We start from the raw sequence: 24889 nt of genomic DNA, 5'->3' as shown, positions 1-24889 counted from the left end.
ATTATGAGTAGAAAGATTTTCTATTTTATTTGGCTTTATTTTGCATTCTAAGGAAGTGATATAGCAAAAATACGTCCTGTGGCTTATATTATGTCAACAAAAGCTCTTATATACTTTTATTTTTTTTAAGAATTATTTTTCTCTTTAGTTTTATCTTTCTGGGTATACTTATCTTTTTTCCGATATCCCAAAATTTTGTTGCATTTTCGTCAGGAATATTTATTTTTTCAGGAGTTTCAATGCTTAAAATAAAGTCAACAATTTCCTTGGCAACATTGGGGTTTAAAAATTTCTTCTGTGATCTCTTTATCTGTTTCAGTTTGCTGCCATTGTTAACAAGGAGCTCTTTGACTACCGATTTGAGCCGTCGGGTATCTTTGCATACTACTCCCAGGTTGTGCTTTATGATATATCCCGGATTTCCTTCTTCCTGTCCCGGCAAGTTACCTGTAACAATCAGAGGGACGTTGCAGGCAACTACTTCCATCATTGTATTTGGACTTCCGCGGGTAATTGCCAAATCGGAGGAAAGCATCAAATCCTGAACATTTTCGGTAAATCCGTAAATTTCAACCCTTTCGGTACCGAACTTATCATAGAGAGTGCGTTCAAGCCTTCTTTTGAGTATTTTATTCCGTCCTGTAACAATTTTTACTTTGCAGTTAAAGTTTTTCAGGAGGATACGGGCTATTGTGCTCATATTTCCGGAGCCCTCACCGCCGCTCATGATAAGACACTCCAATGGACGGTTTCTTGTATAAGTACGTTGCTCTGTATCCTTGGTGAGGTGTTCAAGGAATTTTTGCCTTACAGGGAAGCCTATTAATTTCAGTTTTGATTCCGAAACACCAAATTCAAGGCATTTATATTTTGATTCCTTGGTAGGGCATATAATGTAGTCAGCTCTGGGATCTGCCCACAGGGGTGTTATGGATACCAAATCGGCTATAAATGTAACAAAAGGAATTTTTATATTGTTTTCCTCCAAAATATTTAAAACCGATCCGTTAAAGTTGGGGTGTACCGAAAGTATCAAATCCGGTTTGATATTTCTTAACAGATCTAAAAAGTTATCCCGTATAGACACTTCAACCATTTCATTGACAAGGGAAGGTCTTTTAAGGGACATATCCCATATTAATTTCCACAGTTCTTTTGCATTTCTTGTAATGGAACCGTAGAGTTTGCCGATTCTAAGTCCTAAATTACCAATAAAGGTAAAACCATCGACTACATGTACATTAACGTCAGGATAGAGAGAGAATTTTTCCAGCAGTGAATCGGTTATGCTTTTGTGTCCGTGTCCTGTATAGTCCGATGATATTATTAATATATTTTTTGCCATAATTCCTCCTCCGTTGTGCATAACATAAACTGTAAATATGAATCTATATGTTATGTCGCGATTTATTCAATCAAACATAAACTAAACTATTAAATATTTACATCACTAATATATTATATTACTTAATTTTTATAAGTAAAAGCCTTTATATAAGTTTTGGCAAAAATATTTCACTGCAAAAAAAAGAAGCCTGTAAAGGCTATAAAATATGGACTTTAAGGGGGTTTAAATGTACACAGCTAGAAGGGGAATTAATACTGTTAAAACTTTTTGGATGATCAAAAGTTTTAACTTTTTTATTTTATTATGTTATATTATTAATTTATTTTAAGTAAATTGGATCTAAATCTTAAAACATTGCTGCATGTCATTAATTAAGTTTGCTTCAGTTCTCCGTTTATGCAGTAAAACGAAGTTGCAATGGTGGGATGGGTTATATCTACCTGATTTTTGTTGATAATAAGGGTACAGTTCGGATAAATCTTTTTAGTTACGGCAATTTCACCATTCCCTTTGGTTTTAAGATATCTGCTGATATTTTTTTGTTCATATTCGAGAGCTTTTATTTTATCTTGTATTTCGGCCAATCGGTTAAAGAGCTGGTTGTACATTTTAATGTCATTGGGTGACAACTCCTGATGAGAAGCACCGGAAAGCTCTTTTTTCAAGGATTGCCTCTCATTTTTCATGTCTTCCAGATTTTCCTTAATTTCTTCAAGCTTTTTTAAGAAGGAATCTCTGTCAAAACCGCTTACTTCAACCACTGTTTTTACCTCCAGTGGTGATCCGATTATGGCTGAAGTTACTTTTGCTTCGGCTTTGGTATAACCGCCTATGATATTGCCTTTTGGAGATTCAATGTAAACCTCTTTGGCTTCAACAGTACTGTTGATACAATAAAAACCTATATGGACAAGACCGCCGCAGCGTAAAAATGCATTATCGGCGAACTTAGTATAGATATCTTTTTTTGCATCTATTACCGAGTGATTTTTAGATACAATTCCACCCTTGATAAATATGCTTCCCTGAAGACTGCGTATTGTTTTAACATTTCCTATGCCCAGCGGACTGTTTATTTCAATGTCTTTAGTTGCTTCCACCGAAAAACCGTCGGTAACAGTGCCGTTTATGGATACGAAACCGTCAAACTTGATATTCCCCGTGTTGAAATCCACATCCCCGTCTATTTCCAAATGGTTTGCCACTGTTATTCTGCCTTCCACATAGTTTACCGCACCGTTGATTTTGGAATACAAGACAGTTCTATCGTTTAGAAACACTTCATAAACGGTGTTTTTGTCATAAAGCAGCGGATATTGTTTCCCTTTACGGGGTTCGATTATTTCACCGGTTACAGTTCTCCCGGGGGAGCCTTCTTTTGCTTCAATGCGTTCACCGAGCCAGTCTCCGGCTTTAACTGTGTTTATTAGCTTCAATTCATAGTAATTGGTTTTTCCGTCCTCTTTGATTTCAGGCTTAACTTCTTTTAGCTGGTACATTTTAACTATACTGTCTTCACCGTCAATACTTGGTTCACCTTCAGCAATGACATAGGTCTTGCCTGCTTCAATGTTGCCGAGGAAAAAATCCCGTTTGATTCCGAAGGTAATATCATTTTTTTTAAGGGCTTCATAGGTTTCTCTCATGAGATTTTCACGATTTTTGATATCGAAATAGTCCTTGGGCGCATAGTAAGTAACAGTGGCCTTAAGCTTGTCCTCAGATATTTTAATTGCTATTTTTTCCTTCAGCACACCAAACTTTTTCGGGGGTTGGGGTGCGTTATTGATAGCATTTTTTATTGCATTGAAATCGGTAATCTTAAATTCGGGATGGGAATTAATAATATCGTTTAAATGACTTATAGGCATACCTTTTTTAAAAGATTCCAGGTATAAGCCGTCCATTATTAGATATATTGTAATATATTCATCGGAGTATAGAATTTTATCGTTCATATAAGGCAGAGCCACCCCCTATCATAAATATCGGTGCTTGATTGATGTATATTTATAAAAATTTTGTTCGTTTTAATGTAAGAAAATGGTTTTTGGTGCGAAATAATAAAAAAATTGCGGTTACCGGATATAAACTTTTTAAAACTTACATATAGATTTTATATGTGAGTGGATTTAAGTATAAAGCAGGCTTAATACTTGCAAGTGCATGGTCTGAAATTGGCAGGCGTTGCAATACAGGTATAAAAATTATTCATGGAAGTGATGGGATTGTTTGAAAAGCTGCTCAACAAAAAAAATATAGCTCTGGTTATATGTCTGATTTTAATTGTTTCATTCAGTACAGGTATTTTTGCCGATGATTTCAATGAAGATTATCCTTTAAAAGAGATTTTTTCGATTGAGACGAGTGTATCTACTGACCTGAAACCTCCCAAAATAGAGGCTGGAGCTGCAATAGTAATGGATATGAAAAGCGGAAGGGTTTTATATGAAAAAAATGCCCATGCAAGAAAGGCAATAGCCAGTACCACTAAAATAATGACAGCCATAGTAGCATTAGAAAGAGGAAACTTAGAGGATAAAGTAAAGGTGAGCAAAAGGGCGGCAAACATAGGAGGCTCTACCATAAATCTTAAAGAGGGAGAGGAATGGACTCTCAAAGAATTGTTATATGGCTTGATGCTCAGATCGGGAAATGATGCGGCCATAGCCATTGCTGAGCATATAGGCGGCAGTGTGGAAGGTTTTGCCGCTTTGATGAACGAAAAAGCCCGGGAACTTGGATTGAAAAACACCCAGTTCAAAACACCTCATGGTCTTGATACTCCCGGACACTATTCTACAGCGTATGAGCTAGCCCAATTGACAAGGTATGCTTTGAATAATCCGATATTTTCTCAAATAGTCGGTACCCAGAATATTTCAGTTAAAGGAAGAAGTTTTTATACTACCAATGAAATGCTTGGGGCATATCCCGGCGCTGACGGTGTGAAGACAGGATACACAGGTCAGGCGGGAAGATGCCTTGTAACATCAGCCACCAGGAATAACATGAGGCTTATTTCTGTGGTTTTGAATTGCTCGAGCCGGACAGTGAGGGCAAAAAACAGCCGGGCAATTCTGGATTATGCTTTTAACAACTACAGACTGACCAAGCTTTTGGATGAGTCGGATAATATAACGGAGATTCAGGTGTCAAAAGGCAAGGCGGAAAACGTTAGCGTTGTACCTGAAAAAGGCATTGAAATGCCGCTTACCGAAGAAGAAAAAAGCAAAATGGAGATGAATGTTTGTCTTTACTATGACAAATTGAATGCGCCTGTTCTGTCTGATTTTGAAGTTGGATATGTGGAATTTACAGCCAATGGCAATACAATAGCCAAAGTGGCTTTGAAAACCGGAAAAAGCGTTGAAAAGAAACGTATTATCGACTACTATAGGGATATTGTAGGGATATGGTATAGGCTCATGAAGCTGAAATAAAAGTTCAGAACCTTGAAAGGGGGTATGGAGTTTTGGTATAATTACTCGATATCATTTTTGGGAGAAGTACTATGAAGACGGTTATAGTTGCTTTAAATTCTAAATACATCCACTCGGCCCTGGCTCCATGGTATCTTAAAGCCAATTGTACCCCTGACTGCGGTGAGGTTAAGGTCATGGAGTTTTCCATCAATGATATGGCCGACTCCATACTTTCGCAAATATATGAAGAAAATTGCGATATAGTTGCTTTTTCGTGTTATATTTGGAATATTGAAGAAGTGCTTAAAATAGCCGGCAATTTAAAAAAAGTTCTTCCAAAGGTCAGGATTGTTTTAGGAGGGCCTGAAGTTTCCTTTTCTTCCTGTGAAATAATGAAGAATAACAGTTGTATAGACTTTATACTGTCCGGGGAAGGGGAAGAGGCCTTCAGGAATCTGCTGCGTTCCTTTTCCGATCCATCCATAGCTTTATGCAGCATAAAAAGTCTTACCTACAGGGACGGTGAAAATATAGTCTGCGGCGGTGAGTATGCCCTGATTGAGGATTTGAACACTGTAATATCGCCTTACAGTGAAGAAATGTTTGATAGTGTCGGAAACAAGATAGTGTATTACGAGTCTTCCAGAGGATGTCCCTTTAATTGTTCCTACTGTTTGTCTTCTACCTTTAAAGGTGTCAGGTATTTTGATCTTGAGAGGGTAAAATCGGATATCTTGCTGTTTATTAAAAAGGGGATAAAAATAGTCAAATTTGTTGACAGAACCTTCAATTGCAATCCTGACAGGGCAAAACAGATATTTACGTTTATTATAGAAAACGCAGGGGATACATGTTTTCACTTTGAAGCTGCAGCCGATTTGTTTGACGAGGAAATGCTGTCAATACTGTCTAAAGCTCCGGAGGGTCTCATTCAATTTGAGATAGGGGTACAGACCACCAATGCCAAAACCCTTGAAGCTATCAACAGAAAGACGAATTTGGAGAAAGTATTTGAAAATGTACAAAAGCTGAATAGAATGGGGAACATCCACTTGCATCTTGATTTGATTGTAGGGCTGCCCTATGAGGATTATGAATCCTTCAAAAAATCCTTTAATGATGTCTACCGACTATCTCCCCATCAGCTTCAGGTGGGCTTTCTGAAACTTCTTAAGGGATCTTCAATACGCAGGGAATCGGACAAGCATGGCTACAAATTCAGGAATTATCCTCCTTATGAGGTTTTAAGCAGTGATTGTCTAAGTTATGGTGAAATAACAAGACTAAAAGATATGGAGGATATGGTGGAACGCTTCTTTAATTCGGGAAGATTTGAAAAGACATTGCAATACCTTATTAAAGCCTTTTCTTCCCCTTTTGATTTTTTCGAAAAACTGTCGGGGTATTTTAAGGCGTGCGGATATTTCAAACGTTCCCTGTCCGGCCGTGATTTATATACTGTAATTCTGAATTTTGCCCGGGACGGAAAATTGAATGTGGATTTGAAAATGGTCAATGAACTGCTTAAATTTGATTTCTTAGCTTCAAACAACACCAATAACCTTCCTGCTGGTCTTGTAAGGAATATGGAACCGTGCTTTAAGGAAAAGTGCTTTGAATTTCTGAAAAGAGAAGAATATATATCTGAATACATCCCGGATTTTGCAGGATTGCCTGCAAAGCAGATTTATACCAAAGTGCATTTTGAAAGATTTCAGTATGATGTTACAAAGGACAATATTACACAAGAAAGTACTGTGATATTGTTTGACTATACCCATTATAACAGTGTTAAGAGTAGGTACAAATATATGAAAGTTCCCGTTTGTTAACAATTTCGATAAGACTGGATATTGCTGTTTACAAACATATAAGCTCTACATATCGGAAAGGGATATAACTACGTTGATTTTAGTACCTTTTGGGGTGTTTGGGGTGATTTCCATACTGTCGGATAACTTTTTTATTATCAGAAGTCCCCATCCCCGCCTATTGATTGAATTCAAATCTGTGCCTGTGTTTTCCAAATCAATCATTTGGGGATCAAAGCCGGAACCTTCATCGGCTATTTCCAAAGTAATGTTTTTATCGTTTTTTTCAACGTAAAAGTGAATTTTTCCTCCTTCTCTTTTATAACCGTGTTCGAGGGAATTGATGAGAAGCTCATGGATGGCACTTTTTAGCTTGAAGATTGTATGTTCATCGGAAATCATCTTGTTTATTGCATTCTCGCATAAAACCAAAAAGCTTTCAATACTCTCGTTTTCAAAGGGAACATACGCATCCAGTTTATAATTAAGTATTTGCATGAGCTGATCCTCCGAATATATAATAAACCAGTGCTATCTAACATAACAAATATAAGATTTGTAAAACTTTTAAAATACACTTTTGCTGTAATGATATGACCGCTCCGGTAAAATTATATCATAAAAACATAAACAAATAAAAGTATGTATGAGATTATTTTATTATTCTGCTTTATATGTGCTTTTTGTGTAAAATTTGCATTACAAGGTCAAGTATTTGCGAAATTTGTAAAAAAGTGAATTGAGCTTACAAGACATATAATGTAAAATAATATTGTACGATACAAATACTCAATTTGTATTCATTGAGAAAATTTGATATTATTATCCTGTATGTTTTACAAAAACTCTATATCTTTTTCATGTTTTGAAGTATTATGACTTGTGACTCATTGACTGTTATTAATATGAGATGCTTGAGATTTAATATTAACAAGAAAATACATAAACTTTAGAAAATAAAAAGGGTGTGGGAATGTGATAAGCAAGAGTGACAAGGAATTGCTGAAAGTTATGGAGGAATGTCTTAGGAAATATTTGAAGGCGGCAAGTTTGATTTCACAGGAGGCTTTCGATTTGCTGTCACAGCGTAACGGCCTTTTGTGGAAGGAAATAAGCTCCCAGGTGGAAATACTGGAGGAATTAGGCAAGTATGACGCAATAGAAGAAATAATTGAAGAAATCGAAGTTCAGAAAGTCGAAGAACCTGAATTAACAACAGAACAAGCTGCGGATAATGCGGATGAAAAGCAGGAAATAAAGGAACAGGAAACGGAACCGGCAGAAAAAGAAAACAGTCCCTTCTATTTGTTTGATAAAGTGGTTGGATTTATGAAAAGACAGAAGTGTGATGAATTGCAGTGGGTGAGAACCTATTCATATAAATGTGACTATAAAGACTTTGAAGATTTCCAGATTAAGTATTTTGAACATAAAGATCCTATACAATCGGGGAAGAATTATCTTATGTTCGGAAACACCAGAAAGCACTATTCCATACGTAAATCGGGAGACGACGTAGTGGGTGATACCGCCGAGTGTTTTGAAATCATATGGAATTTGTCGGAGCTGTTTAATATACATTAATGGAATTTGACAAATTTTGATATTAAAAGTATAATTATAATATAAGCAATTTTTACCTTTTCGGTTCATTTAGTTTTCAAAATCTTATTATTGTCTTGTTTTTAAATTTTGTGTCCAAAAAGAATTAGTATTGGTATATAATTATATTAGTAGCATTATTTTTACGGGGGAAATATTGTTATGGCGAGGTTAAAACTTATTATTGCTGACACCGATGGGACATACGTGGAAAGTATGGCAGAGTACATAATGCTGAATCATTCCCAGGAATTTCAGGTTAACTCCTTTACAGATAAACATTGTCTGATTGAATATCTTTCCGGTGAAGGTAATCATGCAGATGTTTTATTGATAGAGTCAAGTTTGTATTCCGATGAAATACCTAAAGAAAATATTTCAAATGTCATTTTGCTTACTGCCGAAAAATCAGACGGCAATACCGGCGATTATTATACAATATGCAAGTACCAGAAAGGTGACAAGATTGTAAGCGATATTTTTAATATATTTGCTCAAAAGGGCGATGGAAATGCTGTAAGTGTTGCCGGAGATAAAAAGACGAAACTGATTGCCGTTTATTCTCCTATAGGGGGATCGGGGAAGACTACCGTTGCCACCAGTTGTGCAATCCAGTGTGCACAAAGGAGGATGAAAGTTTTTTATCTCAACTTAGAAGACTTTCAATCCACACCTATGTTCTGTGATTGCAAAGGAGAACATACTTTTTCGGATGTATTGTACTATTTGAAGGACAAGAACAGCAACTTGCAGCTCAGAATTGAAGGATCCAAACTCTATGATGCTGAGTACAATTTGTACTATTTTAGTCCTCCGGAGAGCCTTCTGGACTTGCAGGAGTGCAAGCCCGAGGAGTTGAGGACTCTTCTTGACGAGTTCAGAAACATGGGACAGTATGATCTTGTTTTTGTGGATATGTCAAGCAGTTTTGACGATAAAAATATTGCAATCCTTGAGGCATGTGATGAAATACTCCTGGTTCTTCCTCAGGATGCAGTATCCGATATAAAGATTAGCTTGTTTGCAAAGGAAATGTCCATCTTAAAAGAGAGAAGAGGAATAGATTTTATCGATAAAATAAATATGGTTCTGAACAAATACAACACCTATATGGCGCTGGAAGTCGATACTGCTGAAGTATGCGGCAAATCTATAGAATACTATATTCCAGCGGTACCCGGAATGGCAGCAATAAAAGGCAATAATCGTCTAATGGACCTTCAGGGGGATTTCACTGAGAGTATAGAGGAGATTATCGAAAAATATTATACTTAAAGACTGAGGTGTATGTATGGGTGCTTTCGACAAAGCAAACCTTGTAGCTGAAGTTAAAAAAATCGTCAGTGACAGCATTGACCTCGGCAAAGACATATCCGATGAAGAAATACGGGAACTTATAACCAGCGTTGTTTTCGAAAAATCAAAACATTTCTATTTGACCGTCTCGGAAAAAAGGGAAATCTGTGAGGCGGTTTTCAACTCAATGAGACGTCTTGACATACTTCAACCCCTTATTGATGACCCTTCCATAACTGAAATTATGATAAACGGAGCCGATGATATATTCATAGAGAGGAACGGAAGGATTGAACAAGTTGATGCAAAATTTGAAAGTGTTCAAAAACTGGAGGATGTTATCCAATCAATTGTCTCAAAAGTGAACAGAAGCGTTAATGAAGCTTCTCCTATAGTTGATGCCAGATTAAGTGACGGTTCGAGGGTTAATGTGGTTCTTAACCCCATTGCCCTTAACGGACCGATAATGACAATAAGGAAGTTTCCGGAGAAGCCCATGACTGTGGAGCAGCTCATAAATTATGGCTCTCTTACTGAAGAAGCGGCAAAAGTTTTAGAGGCCATGGTGCGAGCAAAATACAACATTTTCGTTTGCGGCGGCACCAGCTCGGGAAAAACCACATTCTTAAACGCACTTTCCAATTTTATTCCCAAAGATGAAAGAATAATTACAATTGAAGACTCGGCAGAACTTCAAATAACAGGCATTAAAAATATTGTAAGGTTGGAAACCAGAAATGCCAATACCGAAGGCAAGGGAGAGATTACAATACGAGATTTGATCAAGACTTCTTTGAGAATGCGTCCCGAGAGGATAATTGTCGGAGAAGTCAGAGGAGCAGAAGCGTTGGACATGCTCCAGGCTATGAATACCGGACATGACGGTTCGCTGTCAACCGGGCATGCCAACTCCAGCCGTGATATGCTTTCAAGGCTTGAAACCATGGTCTTAAGCGGTGCATTAATGCCTATAGAGGCAATAAGACAGCAAATAGCATCGGCCATTGATATAATAATCCATTTGGGAAGAATAAGGGATAAATCGAGAAAGGTGCTTGAAATTTCGGAAGTTGTGGGCTATAAGGACGGCAATATCCAATTGAATCCTTTGTATGAGTTTGTTGAAGAGGGCGAGACAAAAGACGGAAGAGTTATCGGTTCTCTTAAAAGAACCGGAAATGAAATGGTGAATACATTGAAGTTCAAAATGGCAGGCATATCATGCAAAGTGTGAAAGAGGGAGTGCCCATGATAAAAAATCGGGAAACTCGGGATGTTATTTCGGAAACCGGCAGCAACTTGCCCGACTATAATATGTATGTCATGAGTGTTAGAGAACGTATAATGTACATCTTGTTGGCAGCGGTTGTAATATACATTGTTTCCTTTATATTTTATCAGAATTTATTCATTTCTTTGGCGGCATCCTTTCTTGCTCTGTTGTACCCTAAAGTAAGGACTAAGGAGATAATTGAAAAAAGGAAAAATGAATTGAATTTGCAGTTTAAAGACATGCTTTATTCTCTGTCTTCATCTCTGTCTGCGGGAAAATCGGTTGAGTCATCCTTCAAAGAAGTTTTAAAAGACCTTTCAATTATATATCCTGACAGCAATGCTTTTATTATTAAAGAAGTGGAATATATTGTCCGAAAAATTGAAATGAATGAAACCATTGAAGCTGCATTGGAGGACTTTGCCAATAGATCCCATCTTGAGGACATCGAAAACTTTGTGGATGTGTTTAAAACAAGCAAAAGGGCAGGCGGTAATATTGTAGAAATTATAAAAAACACATCCAACATAATTACTGACAAGATTGAAGTAAAAGAAGAAATAGACACACTTTTGTCGGCCAGAAAGTTTGAACAGAAAGTGCTGACCCTCATGCCTGTATTCCTTATACTGTTCCTGTCCACAAGTTCAAAAGACTACATGTATCCCATTTTCAACACTTTGGCAGGAAGATTTGTAATGACTGTAGCTCTTATATTGATTTTAGCGGCATATTTTATATCCAAAAAAATAATGAATATAAAAATTTAAGGTGAAAATCCATGCAAATCAATACTGGAATACTGGTAATATTTCTGATTGTGGCAGGCGGAATTCTTGTACTTTTCCTGCTTTCATCAAAAAAATACAAGGAATTTATTGAACCGTTAGATCCTAATGAATACAAGCTAAAGAACTTTTTGCCCATTGGCCTGTATGTCACGGAATTAATCAAGTACAACTACGGTTCCAACTATGACAGAAGGCTCATGGCAAAGATAATTGAGCTCTATGGTGTAAAGTATTCTCAGTATTACCTTCGCATTCATTGGTCAAACAAGATAGTTTTAGTACTGATGACTGCCTTCTTCTTAAGCCTTTTTGGACTTAGCGGTGAACCTGATTGGGATTACGGGATATTTGCCCTGATTGTGCTTGTAATTTCTTTCTTTCTTCCTGACAATGAACTGGACAATAAAATAAAAGAAAGACGAACATCGATACAGCTTGATTTTCCGGATTTTTTGAACAAGCTCACCCTTTTGATAAATGCAGGAATGACCGTTACAAGGGCTTGGGAAAAGATTGTGACAGACAGTAAAAAAGACAGTGTGTTGTATGAAGAATTGAGCCTTACAATAGCCGATATACGCAGTGGAAAACCGGAGATTCTCGCCTATGAGGATTTTGCAAAAAGGTGTAAAATTCCCGAAATAACCAAATTTGTATCGGTGGTAGTGCAAAACATGAAAAAAGGTAATTCGGAAATGGTGTCAATTTTAAGACTTCAGGCTGCCGAATGTTGGGAGATGCGAAAACGCACAGCCAAAAGGCTTGGAGAGGAATTGTCGACAAAATTGCTGTTCCCGATGATGATAATGTTTATGGCTATACTTATAATTGTTGCGGCACCTGCCATTTTTGCCATGAGGGGGATGTAAAAAAGATTTTATTAGGGGTTGATATAGATATATATAAATAAAAAAAGGGAGACCAGCTAATTAAAGTCAAGAGTTTATAATAAAAATTTTGAGAAATTTTTTTAGGCTCCTGACGTTAATGAAACGCATGACAACAAGACCACCTAGGTGAGGTAGACATAAAATAGCTGGTCTAAAATAGCAAGTTGCTCTTTGAAAACTGAACATCAAGTACAGTACTATCAAGCTGCTGTATGCTTTGCTGCAAGCATTTGAGCGTGTTCCTGGGGGCTGCGTAACTGGTAAGGTTTCCTATCCCTTAGGACAGCAAAGATGATACAAACAAGCTTGCGCATAACAGCTCCCAAAGCTACTTTCTTAGGCTTACTCTGGCATTTTTGTTGGTAGAACTCCAGCAGCACAGGGTTGCAAGCTGTCTTATCCCGCTTGGTACGGATATTAGCAAGAGCAATTGTGAAAAGCACCCTGCGAAGCAGCCTTGAACCTCTCTTAGACATCTTGTTCCGTGTGCCGGTAAACTCTCCGGACTGCATGACAGAGGGGTCAACGCCGAAATAAGCAACCAGCTTGCCTGGCTTTTTAAAGACTGAAAAGTCTCCAATCTCCGCAAGAATAGTAGCAGCAGAGAGAAGGCCTATACCTGGCAGGCTCTGCAAAAGTTCAAGCGTCAATGCCAGCATGGGCATATCCTTCGCCATATCTTCAGCAATCAGTAGACGAATGGACTTAAGGACTTTCTCCAGGCTTTCTTCCAAGGTTTTGATCATGGAGATATATACGCCCAGCATAATAACATTTGAGGCATTATGAATGCTCAGAGGTGCAAAATCTCTGGCCTTGGAGACCAGAAGCTCATACTTGGCAGTTGACCATTTGAGACTTTTGCGGGATTTCTTCTGAATCAGTGAAATCAGCTTGTTCCTGTCAGCCTTAAGAATATGGGCAGGAGTAGGATACTCCTCCAGGACAGCCATAGCAGCCTTTGAAAATATATTGGAGAAGACATCCTTGAAGTTAAGCATGAGTTGGTCAACAATACCGGTAAGCCTGTTTTTGTAGGCGGTAAGCTCATCACTCAGTTTGTAGTACTGGCGACATAGGCTCCTTAGGCACTCAATATCCTCATTGGGGATGTTGGTTGACTTAAGTTCCTGAAATCTATAGAGTAGGGCAATTTTCCGGGCATCCACTTTATCATTTTTCACTTTTCTGATTCCAATATTTTTGATAGAATCAGTTTGGATGGGGTTTGTTACCGAAACCTCAAATCCAGCTTTACAAAGTGAATGGAAAAGGATTTTGTGATAGTGCCCGGTGGATTCCATGACTATGAAAGGCCTTGAAGCAAAATCTTTTTCCGTTTTATTAAGCAATTCAACGGCTCTTTCAACGTCGGTATTGGAATCATGGTGAATCTTCATGCGGGCAACCACTTCATTGGTAGGAGAAAGAATCGCCATTTCACTGAAGAACTTACCCACATCAATTCCTGCAATGGGTCTGAAATTCATTAAAATGCCTCCTTTTTAAGATTAATGGACTTAAAAGCCTCCATTCCTTCCCATGTAAGCAAACAACCTTGCATGTGACACGAGGAACCAGCCAAAGAGCTGGCCTCAACCAGCCAAATCATGTAGACTTACCGGAATGGATAAATACTCTTTCTTACGGGTAATCGGCCCGCTAAGGTCCGTCCCAGGAGGTGAAACACTCACCTTCCAAGTCCGGAAGATATTATACATGATTGTCAAGGTTCAGGCCAACAGTTGCTGGCAAAATGGCTAAGATGTGAAGCCGGATGATGTGCTTGATGTTTAGAAAAGAATGAAGTTTGAAGTGTTATGTTAACAATGAATTTTAATGGGTCGAACAGTGGCTTCGGTCACTGATTTAATACAATATTAATTGTACAAGGGAGGTGAATTTTATGTTTGGCTTGATAAAGAATTTTATAATGGAGGAAGACGGCATGAGTACGGTTGAAGTGGTTCTGATTATTGCCGTGCTGGTAGGTTTGGCAATTTTGTTTAAAAACTATATAACAGATTTTGTTCAATATTTGCTTGGAATTGTATTTAATAAAGAGAAGGCAGGTAAGGACCCATACGACCAGGTATCGCCAACTCCATAATAATAGCTGACGGAATGGGAAGATAATTCGGTATCTGTTTTATTTGGTGATTGATACTGAAAAAAGCAGTTACACTACATGTGGACTGCTTTTTTTGTGATAAAAGCCAATATTTGCTTTAATTCCGGTTATTGGATTTAAATATAAATAATAAAAATCATAAAATTGATAAAGCTAATTTAAGCAAGAAATATAATAAATGTTTGTCCGAGCTATTGCTTGAAGTTATGCAAATATATAAGATATTCAACCCGGGAGCATGAAATATGGAAGGAATATTTGAAAAAACCTATGGCAAGGCTTTTAAATATACATTATTCGTAATAAATCCTTTTAAAAGGAAAATAATAAAGACTGAATGCCAAATACACAAACACATTAATGAACAGGCATTGGAAATACTGAAAAATGACAAGTATTTGGATGCCTATTATTTTTTCAGTGATTATATTGCCGATCTGAATGAGGGAGTTGTATGGGCAGATCAGGATTTCAAAAGCGTAAATCATTTCTACAGTCCTGTCAGAAACAAGGGTCTGTTTGGAAATAACAATGCTTTGAAATTAGCTGTGGAATACTATGAAAAATCCAAGGGATACTGGTATCTTTATGATATAAATCTGTCAATGTTCTATTTAGGTGCTGCGCTTCACCTTGTTCAGGATATGACAGTACCTCATCATGCCAATATAAGACTTTTGGACAGACACAGACAGTTCGAAAACTATATAAAGCGTACTTATATGAATACACCGAAATTTGTGGCAGACAGAGGTGGATATTATCTCAATGAGGGAATTGAGGAGTATATTCGGTGCAATGCCAGGACTGCCGTAAAAATATACAAACGGCTGAGGGATATTAAAGATATGGAGAAGAGATATTATACAATAAGCAAGTTTACTTTGCCCCTTGCCCAGAAAACAACAGCCGGTTGCTTGCTGATGTTTTATAAAGATGTTTCCAGAAATCCTTTTGGAACATAAACAACGGTGGGAAGATAAACAAGGAGACGGCCAATGCCGTCCCCAATTTAAATTCTTACTTTAATCTGTTAGTACATTGTAGGTGTAAGTTCTCTGACCATCTTATTAAATTCCTGCGTTATTTGATCCATTGACTTGTTGTTCATATTTCCGAACATCTGCTGTATACTTTGTTTAACATTGGCAGATTCTGTTATGACAACATTGGTGATGGAGGGATCAATACTTTTTACCCTTTGCGTTATAGTATTTCTCAAATTAGTGATATCTACACCGGTTGATTTCGGGTCGTAGGCAACCAAAGCGGTATCACCGACTACCATAACGCTTGCGTCATTGACATTGGCCAAACTTTCCAGTTGTTGTTCGATTTTTTCGGCTCTGTTGCGCAAATCAGTCAAATTGTTTGCATTGGCAGCAGGTGTGGTACTAATGTTAGTACCGGGTAGTGGAGTAGTTCTTGCTATATTTCCGTTCATATTGCCAAAACGGCTATCCGGTATAGGAGAAGCAATTCTGTTTATTCTGCTGTTCAGACCAGTGTTGTTTATTCTTTGATAGCCTGTGTTTGAATAGGGCATGTTATTATTGTTTTGTCTGTCAATAATTCCTGTTCTTTGAGGAGTGGTATTGTTTGGGTTCATATTACAGGCAGTCAGAGGCAGACTTATAGCTGACAAACCCAAAGTAATAGCAGCAGTTTGTAAAAATTTTTTATTCATCAAGAACCACCTCCAACTTTATTCTTCTCAATAAGACTCATTTTATTAGAGTTAAATTTATATAGGAAAGTGAAAAATTTATAAGTTTGTATCGTTTTTTTTGCATATTTAATATTTTCAAAATATTAAAAAAATATATTTTTGTTACAGTAGCAATATTTACATAAAGCTCATATTATGAAAAAGAGTGAATAAGAAAATTAAAAAGGAGACGGAGAAATGAACAGCAATAATCCAAATAAAAAGAACAACAACATGATGCCCTTTGAAAACAATATGGCAATGCCTTATGAAAACCCCGTGGCAATGCCCTATGAAAATCCAATGGCCATGCCTTACGAAAATCCCATGGCGATGCCCTACGAAAATCCAATGGTTATGCCGCAGCAATATATGCCATATGAAAACATGGCAACCATGCCCCAGTATAACATACCTCAGTATAACATGCCGCAGCAATATAATCCCATGGCAGCAGCTCCTCAAGTCAACTGTCCGATGTTAAATATGGGCTTCCCCATGCCGATACAGCCTCAGTATTATCCGATGGTTACAATGCCTGATGAACAACTTGAGAATATGTATCCTAAAACTTATAAGATTGTTAATCCTGTAGTTCAAAGCTATTGTGACAAGATAGATGTTATGAGCAATCCTACCAAGGAACAGCTGGCTGAGATCTGTGAAAAAATATGCAAGGATGTTGAAGGGAAAGTTGAAAAGGTAATTGCAGAGGAAAATAAGGATGATAAAAGACAGTTGGGATTTGGAGGAAGAATAATTCTCAGAGATCTTGCAGGAATACTTTTGATTAGGGAATTGCTCAGAAGAAGGCAATTTTACGGATATCCGGGATACGGTTTTCCCGGCTATGGCGGTTTCTACGGCTACTAAAATATAGTTTGCAATATAGGCTGCTAAGTATTATTTAAATTGAGAATTTTGGAGCCTATTAGAACATACAGAATGTACATCAGTTTTCAAAGTGTCCGGTTTGGGACTTACCAGGCTGGACACTTTATTTGATTTTTGCTATTGATCTGCGAGGAGGAAAATGTCGAATTTTGCCAATTGAAGGTGGAAATTTAGTAAAAACTATGGTACAATAAGAGAACAGAGGATAATTTGTGTAAATCAAAAGGAGTAGTCCACTAATGAATAAATCCTGTATGAAGTTAATTGGGAGCAAACCTGTGGAACTTGATATTTCCTGTTTAATTGAAAGAGATGAAGCTTTTTTGAAAGTTCAAAGCTTTTTTGAAAAGCTTTTGAAAAAAGGACGCGGAATACTTAGGGTGTCCGGAATTTGTGGTGCCGGCAGGACACATTTTTTAAGCGAGATAGCCAAAAAAGCCGGTGAATGCGGTTTTGAAGTGGGATTTCTCAATGCTGAGGAAGAATCAAAGTTTCAAATAGCAGCTACATCTGAAAAAGTGGATATATGGGATTTTGAAAAGAATATTGCCCAAAATGACAATTTCAATAACAGTGGGATTATTTTGATTATAGATAATGTCCTTTGCTTGAGTGAGGAAGAGTTAAATTTTGTGCGCAATTTTTTAAAATGCAATGTTCCTGTTAATTTAGGTCTGGTTTATTCAATTGAGCCTGAGAAAGTGTTCAGTCTGGACTATCTTGATATTGAGCTGTGTGAAACGGTATGTATTAATCCATTGTCACCTAAAGGCATCCAGATGTGGATTAAAAATGTATTAAACTGGGATGAGGCACCGGCAGCATTTTTAAAATGGCTATATAAAGAGACAAAGGGTTTGCCCAAGCTTTTGCAGGAAAATGTAAGCTGCCTTATAAAAAACGGCTTTTTGATATATGGCCCCGACAATAATTGGACAGTTGCGGGAAATTTTGATGACTTGTTTTCAAGTGATGTTAAAGAAGAGCATTATGAGCTGTTAAAAGATAAGACCGATGTTTCCATGACGGGAAGTTTTGAAAGTGAATTGAAAATGGCGTGCGGCATGGGGCAAATTTGGAATACATGGAAATCCTGGAATGAAAGTCTGACGAGATTGAAGGAGATAATTAAGAGACAGGAAGCGGTCCCGAAATTGGAAAATGTAAAATTGCATATATGGTTTGGAAGACTGACAGATATTGAGGGTGATTATGAGAAGGTTATTGCTGTATTGGATGAAGGCTTGGAACTCTTTAGAAAAACTATAGACAAGGAAGGGGAAGCTGAGGTATTCTACCTGAAAGCTTTGGCTATCAGTACTCAGGGGGACTTGAGGAAAGTATCGGTACTGCTTCAGGAGAGTCTCGACATTTACAGGCTTTTGAATGATAAAGCCGGTTTAACCCGTATACTCCAGTATTTGGGGATGGTATATTACTACCAGGGAGAATACGACAAAGCAGAAATGCTTTTGGTGGAGAGTCTTGAGATATGCAGAAAGTTAAAGGACGAGTCCGGTATTTCCGGATCCCTTATAAGATTGGGAATGATAGCGAAAGGCAAAGGCGAGTTGGCACAGGCTCTGAAATTGTTTTACGATTACCTCAAAAAATCCAATTATACAGAAGATGAAGACAACCTCTCCATTGCCTTGATAAATATAGCCGAGATATCCATCCGGCAAAAAGATTATTCTTATGCAAGAAATCTTTATGAAAGAAATTTGAAGCTGCTTCATGAGTTGAACTGTAAACCGTTGCTTGCACGGGTACTGAAAGACCTTGCACAGCTTTTCCGGTATGAAAGGGATTATGAAAGAGCAAACAAGCTGTTTAATGAGAGTCTTAATGTGTTTGAGAAATGCGGCGACAAAACGGAGATCATGTGGCTGTATCTTAGTATTGCTGAGATGGAACTTGAGAGAAGCAATTATGATACTGCAAAGGAGATGTATATAAAAGGTTTGAAAATATTCAGGGACAATTCTCAAACCAACTGGCTATATGCCATGACTGTTTTTGAAGCCCTTGCGGAAATTTCATATTATGAAGAGGAAATGGCAAGAGCAGCCAAGCTAATGGGTGCTGCCGACAAGCTGTCCGAGCTTTCGGGGAAATTTACAGCTAAGAATGACTTCTCGCAAATTTACATACGGCACAAAAGAATTCAGGAAAAGATGAACAGGGAAACTTTTGAATCTGCGTGGGTTGAAGGAAATTTAATGAATTTTGATGAGGCAATTAATTTTGCAATAGGAGAAAGCAATGACGAGATAGATAATGAAATGGCAGAAAAAATGATAAACTATATAAAGGAAAATTACAGCAAGGATATATCCCTTACCGATATGGCCGATTATTTCAATATGTCTCCCTGCTATTTGAGCACAATGTTTAAGCATTACACCGGGGAAAATTTTAAAGACTATTTGAATTTTTACAGAGTTAAAAAAGCAAAAGAGTATTTGCTAAAAGGCAAAATGAAAATGGGAACTGTTGCAAAGCTGGTGGGATGTAACAGTATCAATACTTTTATACGTATATTTAAGAAATATGAAGGTGTTCCGCCGGGACAGTTCGGTGTAAAAAATAAAAATTAAAGATAATTTTATATATTTTACAGTGGGTCGATAAAAATGGACAACTTTTGAACAACTAAATTAAATAGACTCTGCTTGTTTAGGGTCTTTTTTATTTATTCCATAAATTATTATATAAGTTTATAATATAAAAAGATGTGCACTAAAATGTGATTTGTTGTCGAATTAGTATCCATGAAGGGAGCTTGATTTGGTTGAATGTCCGGAATATCTTTAGACCTGAGGGGAAAAACAGTAACGATCGGACTGATGATACATTTTATAACACCTTGAAAAAAATAAAATGTGGGGACGAGGTCTTAAGAAACGAATTTATTTCAAGCTATATACCGTTTATATTGAAAGTAACTTCCAAAACAGTGGGGAAGTTTATTGACGTAAAAAATAGTGATGAATATAGCATTGCTTTGTCTGCTTTCAATGAGTCCATTGACAGCTATGATTTTTGCAAAAACTATAACTTCTTTTTGTTTTCCGAACAGGTTATAAAGCGGAGACTCATTGACTATTCAAGAAAAAGCAGCAGACAAAAGGAATATCCTTTTTCATATTTTGAGGAAGAATACGATTTTAATGAAGAGCCCTATGTGAACTCATCATATTTTAACATAGAGGATATTGAATCCAGGGAGGCAATTATTGATTTTAGCAATAAGCTTAAAGAGTTTAATATCAGCCTGATGGATCTTACAAGGAGTATTCCTAAGCATAAAGATTCCAGAAGGATGTGTATAAAGATAGCGAGAGTTCTGGCAGAAAATGATGAATTATATGAAAAACTAGAGAGAAACAAAAACATTCCCAGAAATGAGCTTAAGAAACAGATTAAAGTACATAATAAGACAATAGGAAACAATAGAAAATATATTATTGCAATGTGTTTGATAATAAGGGGAGGGCTGCAAATCTCGCAGAAATACTTGCAGTATACCGAAGAAGGGGGTAGACGGCATGATGAAATTGGGGATAGTCTATGAAATTCACAAAAACAAGGCGGTTGTGCTGACACCGGATTGTGAGTTTTTGGTAATAAAGAGAAGAAGAGATATGTACTTAGGTCAGCAGGTTAAATTTAATATTAAGGATGTCAGAAAAAACGTAAGACCGATGAATAGATATGCTTCAATTGCAGCAAGTATTGCAGCGGTATTTCTTCTGACTTTTTTACATTTTAAAGTTTTGTTTTATGGTGAAATATACGGATACATTGATGTTGATATAAATCCAAGTATCGAATTTGTAGTTGACAGGGATTTTGAAGTGTTAAAGGCTAAAGCACTGAACAACGATGCAAAGAAAATTGCAAAAGAACTTGATGCGAAAGGAAAGGATGCCTACAGTGTTATAAACGACTTTCTGGATAAATGCGAAAAGTATGGTTATATAGTTCCAAAGAAAAATAATGTGGTTCTGGTTTCGGCTTCCGTAGATGGCAGTGTTACTAAAGATTCTGAAGAGAATGAGGAGCTGGATAAATTTCTCCTTAACATTGACAAAAAATTAAGCATTGAAAATAAAGAAAATATAACAAGCATGGTAATAAAAGTTTCGCCTGAAGACAGAAAAGAAGCATTGAAGTATAACATTTCCATGGGTAAGTACTATCTTATGGAAAAAGCAAAGGAAAAGGGCATGAATTTATCTGCCGGAGACTTGAACGAAGAGAAGGTATCTGAGCTGTTGGCTGCATTAGATGCTAAAGATGACAAAGAGGATGTAATGGCCAAAGAGGCATCAGCTGATTTAAAAAATGAAGATAAAGTTGAAGATAAAAAAGTGGATAGTAATGAAGGCAAAGCTGAAGACAAGGGAAAAGACAGCAATCAAAACGTGGAACAGAAAAAGCCTGTGACTTCGTCTGCAGCCCAGACTATACCGGAACCCACACGGGAACCCGACATCATACCGGCGATAAATCCAGCAACGGAACCAAAGACCGAACCGACGCAAAATCCGGTAGAAAAACCGGATGAGTTGCCCGCAAATGACCAAAAGGTTGTTGCGACACCTAAAGTTAAACCGGACAATACGGTTAAACCGACTGAAAAATCGAAAAGCGTTGAGGCGGTTGATGAAGGAAGTCTGAAGATAAAAATGCTGAGCAAGCATAAGAATACAAAGGTTGAGATAATAAGCACTGATTTTCAGATTATAAATACTTCGGGAAAAGATATTGACCTTAGAAATGTAAAGGTGAGATATTATTTCACCAGAGAAGGAAGGGCGGATTTAGAACCTGCAGTTTACCATTACAGCATACGGAGTACCAGAGATGAAAGCAGATGCACACAGTTTAGCAACAGTGAGGTGAAGATTAGTTTCCATAAAGTATCGGGTTCGGATATGTATATGGAAATAACGTTTACCAGAGGTGTATTGAAGAAAGACGAATATGCATATGTTATGACTGCTTTTAACAATGCCAAATGGGATAGGATGGACCAAAGCGATGACTATTCCTTTATTCCAGACGCTTATGATTTTAAAGTGACTCAAAAAGTGACAGGATATATATCGGATAAATTGGTCTGGGGCAAGGAACCCTATTAATACAATATGGATGGAGAATTTTAACGCCTATGTAATTTCTCTCCCAAGAGAATTTACATAGGCGTTTTTTTATTATCTCGTTATCTCGTTATTTTCCTGCACTCGAGATAAAATCTCTTTTCATCGGCTTCACCCATAGAGAAGGTCTTACGCGGCAGCACACCGTCAAGAATTACCGTTTTAAACAGGTCGTGCTTACTCATTTTCGGAAGGAAGAAACCGATGTTTTGCTTCTGGGTACCCAGCTTCAGTACTGCATCTTCACCATGTATATAGTCGACTTTAATATCATTGTTATGCTTTATATATACATCAAGGAATGCTTGAAGAGTGCCAACTTCAAGATTGCGGGACGGATTGGCAACTTCTATTATCCCAAAACCTTCATTGGTGCAAAAACCTATTGCATGGGAGTGCTTGTTTGAATTTAAAGCCTGAAGCTCGTTAAGTATTGACTCCATGGAGCTTAACTTTCTATAGGAACAATTTTCGTCTTTATAAAAGCTTACCATACTGTCTAACAGCTCATCGGGATTTATATTGAATACAACCCTGTGAATAGGCTCGAAAGTAAGACCGGAATCGTGCACATTAACTACTTCAACCAGAGCATACCTTGCAGGGTGGCTCTCAAGTTCCCGGGGCAGGCAGCTGTTTTTTATGAGTTCCCAATGGGCTTTAGCCGTTGCAAGAGAATGATTGCCGTCTCCCACGGCGAACAACAGCACGTCCTTGTCCGTTCCGACCGAATACTTTTTGCGGAAGGTATCGGGATCAGCTAGCTTTTCAAGGGCTGAGAGAATACTGCCTATGGTTTCTTCATCGTCGATTTTGTAGCCCTTAATGTGGCCGCTATTCATCATCAAATCAAAATCATACACCTTTTCAAAGGAGTCTGCTTTTTCAGCCAGCGGCTCAATAACTGTCTTTTCGGGGTCATCAATCAGAAGCATGACATGGGGAAGCTCTAAAGAAGCTTTTTCCCTAATTTTGATTCTGGGAGGAAGTCTTTCAATTACTGTTCCTTCCGTTGCCCGTATCAAAGATTGAGATCCCGGCGAGTAATCGTATTTTTCCAGGTCTATGGCTATTATTAACCCTTTTCTTGAAGGTGTGTGGGAAGTCTTTCTGTCTACATAGATAAAACAAGGTCCATGGGCTTCGAGAATATTTTCTTTGATGTATTTTTCCATGGTGCTGTTAATTTTGGTAATTCTCTCTTCGCTGTTTCCGCTTTCAAGATATACTTCAGGAAAAGTCAGTTTAAGTGCGGAAGGGCTGTCTCCAACTATACTTTCCACTTTGGCCCAGTATTCCGGCTCAGAGGTATACTGGTCACATGCAATAACCGACCATTTGGTCATGTCAATGTCCTTTTTGGGAAGCAAAACAGTAGGTATTTTCACGCCAATCTTTTCAAAATAACTCAAACTATCCATTATAACACCAGCCTCACATAATACATAAAATATAAAAATTAATATTTTTTACTGATTTGATTCTTTAAACTGTCGAATACTTCATATTTAATAATTACTATGCATTCAAATAATGAATGAGTTAAAAATGCCGATTATAAACTTTTTCATATTGCCAATATGTATTAAATTTAGTAAACGACAACTTTTTTATTTTATCTGAATTTGAAATTTTAGTCAAACCGAAAGTTGTGTATTTTTTTACATTATACGAGAAATAATACTTGTAAACATAAATTAATAGCAATCGAATTGCTTTTTTAAAAAAATGGGCAGAAGAAGGGACAAGGGCTTATACGAACGGAGAGATGTTCGGTGCAAAAGTATAGTGAGGTACTGGGATTGCCGGTAATCAGTCTTAATAACGGCAAAAAAGTGGGAAACGTGAAAAATATATTTTTTTGTCCTAAAAAGAAAAAAATTCTGGCTTTTTTGCTGGAGTGCAAAAGCTTTGAATTCAATAAAAAAATTATTTACACCGAAGACATAATTAATATAGGAAAAGATGCAGTTATTATAAAAGATGAAGACAGTCTGAAAGATTTAAAAAAGACCAAAAACAGCCATGAATTTACTGAAAAAGGAGAAGTAATCGGATTAAGGGTTATCTCAAAAAAAGGTGAAGATGTGGGAATAGTCAAAGACGTGATATTCGACTATAAAAACAACTGTATTGAAGGGGTTGAGATCTCTGACGGACTGATTCACGACCTTGTAAAGGGAAGAAGTGTACTTCCCTTAATCGGAAAGGTTGAATTCGGAGAAGAGATTATATTGGTGGGCAATGATGCCGTAGAGGAAATAATGGAAACAGGTGGTGGAATAAGTAATATTATCAAAGACAAAAAAAGATAACATATTTATTGTATAAATGAGCACAATAAACAAAAGAGAGGTGAAAATATGAGAAGAAGTGGTTTTGCAAAAGGAATATTGATTGGGAGCATGATAGGTGCTTCGGTTGGAATGGCGATAAACTCTGATATTATGAGCAATAGAACAAGGAAAAGAATGAGAAGAAAAGGTATGGAATTTATGAGGAAATCCGGAACCATCATTGGAGATGTTATGGATTGGCTTAGATAATACTCT

At 37.2% G+C, this 24889-nt stretch carries 21 protein-coding genes; 15 read left to right on the top strand and 6 right to left on the bottom strand.

Translation table 11 applies throughout. The features are described from left to right. Nucleotides 1-106: 106 nt before the first annotated feature. Both CLOCL_RS14000 and CLOCL_RS13995 read right to left on the bottom strand, forming a co-directional pair. Nucleotides 107-1345: an MGDG synthase family glycosyltransferase gene (locus tag CLOCL_RS14000; RefSeq protein WP_014255958.1), complete on the bottom strand. Its 1239-nt coding sequence runs from the start codon at nt 1343-1345 to the stop codon at nt 107-109. A gap of 374 nt (nt 1346-1719) precedes the next feature. Further along, nucleotides 1720-3306, bottom strand: coding sequence for a DUF342 domain-containing protein (locus CLOCL_RS13995; protein WP_014255957.1), 1587 nt, complete (start codon nt 3304-3306; stop codon nt 1720-1722). A 264-nt stretch (nt 3307-3570) separates the two neighbouring features. Between CLOCL_RS13995 and CLOCL_RS13990 the strand changes: the two genes are divergently transcribed. Further along, complete coding sequence (locus tag CLOCL_RS13990) at nt 3571-4791, top strand: D-alanyl-D-alanine carboxypeptidase family protein (protein WP_041715751.1); 1221 nt, start codon at nt 3571-3573, stop codon at nt 4789-4791. A gap of 71 nt (nt 4792-4862) precedes the next feature. After that, nucleotides 4863-6605, top strand: a complete 1743-nt coding sequence (locus CLOCL_RS13985) for a B12-binding domain-containing radical SAM protein (protein ID WP_014255955.1) — start codon at nt 4863-4865, stop codon at nt 6603-6605. Nucleotides 6606-6650: 45 nt separating this feature from the next. Here CLOCL_RS13985 and CLOCL_RS13980 read toward each other — a convergent pair whose 3' ends face one another. After that, complete coding sequence (locus CLOCL_RS13980) at nt 6651-7082, bottom strand: ATP-binding protein (RefSeq protein ID WP_014255954.1); 432 nt, start codon at nt 7080-7082, stop codon at nt 6651-6653. Between the two features lie 477 nt (nt 7083-7559). Between CLOCL_RS13980 and CLOCL_RS13975 the strand changes: the two genes are divergently transcribed. From CLOCL_RS13975 to CLOCL_RS13955, 5 genes are all read left to right on the top strand, one after another. Then, nucleotides 7560-8168 carry a hypothetical protein gene (locus tag CLOCL_RS13975; protein ID WP_014255953.1) on the top strand — a complete coding sequence of 203 codons (609 nt, stop codon included), beginning with the start codon at nt 7560-7562 and terminating at the stop codon, nt 8166-8168. A gap of 180 nt (nt 8169-8348) precedes the next feature. Next, the gene (locus tag CLOCL_RS13970; protein WP_014255952.1) at nt 8349-9461 is read left to right on the top strand and encodes an AAA family ATPase; all 1113 of its coding nucleotides are present in this window, start codon (nt 8349-8351) and stop codon (nt 9459-9461) included. A gap of 16 nt (nt 9462-9477) precedes the next feature. Next, entirely contained in the window at nt 9478-10716 is a 1239-nt protein-coding gene (locus CLOCL_RS13965) for a TadA family conjugal transfer-associated ATPase (protein ID WP_014255951.1), read from the top strand. Nucleotides 10717-10730: 14 nt separating this feature from the next. Continuing rightward, complete coding sequence (locus CLOCL_RS13960) at nt 10731-11525, top strand: type II secretion system F family protein (protein ID WP_027621775.1); 795 nt, start codon at nt 10731-10733, stop codon at nt 11523-11525. A gap of 11 nt (nt 11526-11536) precedes the next feature. After that, on the top strand, nt 11537-12415 hold the full coding sequence (locus tag CLOCL_RS13955; RefSeq protein WP_014255949.1) for a type II secretion system F family protein: 879 nt from the start codon (nt 11537-11539) through the stop codon (nt 12413-12415). A 221-nt stretch (nt 12416-12636) separates the two neighbouring features. Here the strand turns inward: CLOCL_RS13955 and CLOCL_RS13950 are convergent, their stop codons facing one another. Continuing rightward, a complete protein-coding gene (locus CLOCL_RS13950; protein ID WP_014255948.1) occupies nt 12637-13926 on the bottom strand; it encodes an IS110 family RNA-guided transposase in 1290 nt (429 codons plus the stop codon). A gap of 416 nt (nt 13927-14342) precedes the next feature. On the opposite strand from CLOCL_RS13950, the gene CLOCL_RS13945 reads away from it, so the two are divergent. Together CLOCL_RS13945 and CLOCL_RS13940 are read left to right on the top strand one after the other, a co-directional pair. Continuing rightward, complete coding sequence (locus tag CLOCL_RS13945; protein ID WP_014255947.1) at nt 14343-14546, top strand: Flp1 family type IVb pilin; 204 nt, start codon at nt 14343-14345, stop codon at nt 14544-14546. 266 nt (nt 14547-14812) lie between these two features. Further along, complete coding sequence (locus CLOCL_RS13940; protein WP_014255946.1) at nt 14813-15532, top strand: zinc dependent phospholipase C family protein; 720 nt, start codon at nt 14813-14815, stop codon at nt 15530-15532. Between the two features lie 68 nt (nt 15533-15600). On the opposite strand, the gene CLOCL_RS13935 is transcribed toward CLOCL_RS13940, so the two are convergent. Further along, on the bottom strand, nt 15601-16254 hold the full coding sequence (locus CLOCL_RS13935) for a YhcN/YlaJ family sporulation lipoprotein (protein WP_014255945.1): 654 nt from the start codon (nt 16252-16254) through the stop codon (nt 15601-15603). Nucleotides 16255-16473: 219 nt separating this feature from the next. Between CLOCL_RS13935 and CLOCL_RS23270 the strand changes: the two genes are divergently transcribed. The 4 genes from CLOCL_RS23270 to CLOCL_RS13915 all read left to right on the top strand — a co-directional run bounded on the left by CLOCL_RS23270 (nt 16474) and on the right by CLOCL_RS13915 (nt 22319). Next, nucleotides 16474-17148, top strand: a complete 675-nt coding sequence (locus CLOCL_RS23270; protein ID WP_014255944.1) for a hypothetical protein — start codon at nt 16474-16476, stop codon at nt 17146-17148. A 260-nt stretch (nt 17149-17408) separates the two neighbouring features. Further along, on the top strand, nt 17409-19769 hold the full coding sequence (locus tag CLOCL_RS13925) for a tetratricopeptide repeat protein (protein ID WP_014255943.1): 2361 nt from the start codon (nt 17409-17411) through the stop codon (nt 19767-19769). A gap of 194 nt (nt 19770-19963) precedes the next feature. Then, complete coding sequence (sigI, locus tag CLOCL_RS13920; protein ID WP_014255942.1) at nt 19964-20746, top strand: RNA polymerase sigma-I factor; 783 nt, start codon at nt 19964-19966, stop codon at nt 20744-20746. Continuing rightward, a complete protein-coding gene (locus CLOCL_RS13915; protein ID WP_014255941.1) occupies nt 20721-22319 on the top strand; it encodes an anti-sigma-I factor RsgI family protein in 1599 nt (532 codons plus the stop codon). The genes sigI and CLOCL_RS13915 overlap by 26 nt, the downstream gene beginning before the upstream one ends. An 80-nt stretch (nt 22320-22399) precedes the next feature. Here CLOCL_RS13915 and CLOCL_RS13910 read toward each other — a convergent pair whose 3' ends face one another. Beyond that, nucleotides 22400-23758 (bottom strand): DUF1015 domain-containing protein, encoded by a 1359-nt coding sequence (locus tag CLOCL_RS13910; protein ID WP_014255940.1) that lies wholly within the window; start codon nt 23756-23758, stop codon nt 22400-22402. 354 nt (nt 23759-24112) lie between these two features. Here CLOCL_RS13910 and CLOCL_RS13905 point away from each other — a divergent pair, with 354 nt between their 5' ends. Both CLOCL_RS13905 and CLOCL_RS13900 read left to right on the top strand, forming a co-directional pair. Further along, entirely contained in the window at nt 24113-24652 is a 540-nt protein-coding gene (locus CLOCL_RS13905; protein WP_014255939.1) for a PRC-barrel domain-containing protein, read from the top strand. 48 nt (nt 24653-24700) lie between these two features. Then, nucleotides 24701-24883: a hypothetical protein gene (locus CLOCL_RS13900; RefSeq protein WP_014255938.1), complete on the top strand. Its 183-nt coding sequence runs from the start codon at nt 24701-24703 to the stop codon at nt 24881-24883. The last annotated feature ends 6 nt before the right edge of the window (nt 24884-24889 follow it).

The organism is Acetivibrio clariflavus DSM 19732, assembly GCF_000237085.1.
Lineage (GTDB): Bacteria > Bacillota > Clostridia > Acetivibrionales > Acetivibrionaceae > Acetivibrio > Acetivibrio clariflavus.
This window is presented reverse-complemented; position numbering and strand designations above follow the sequence as displayed.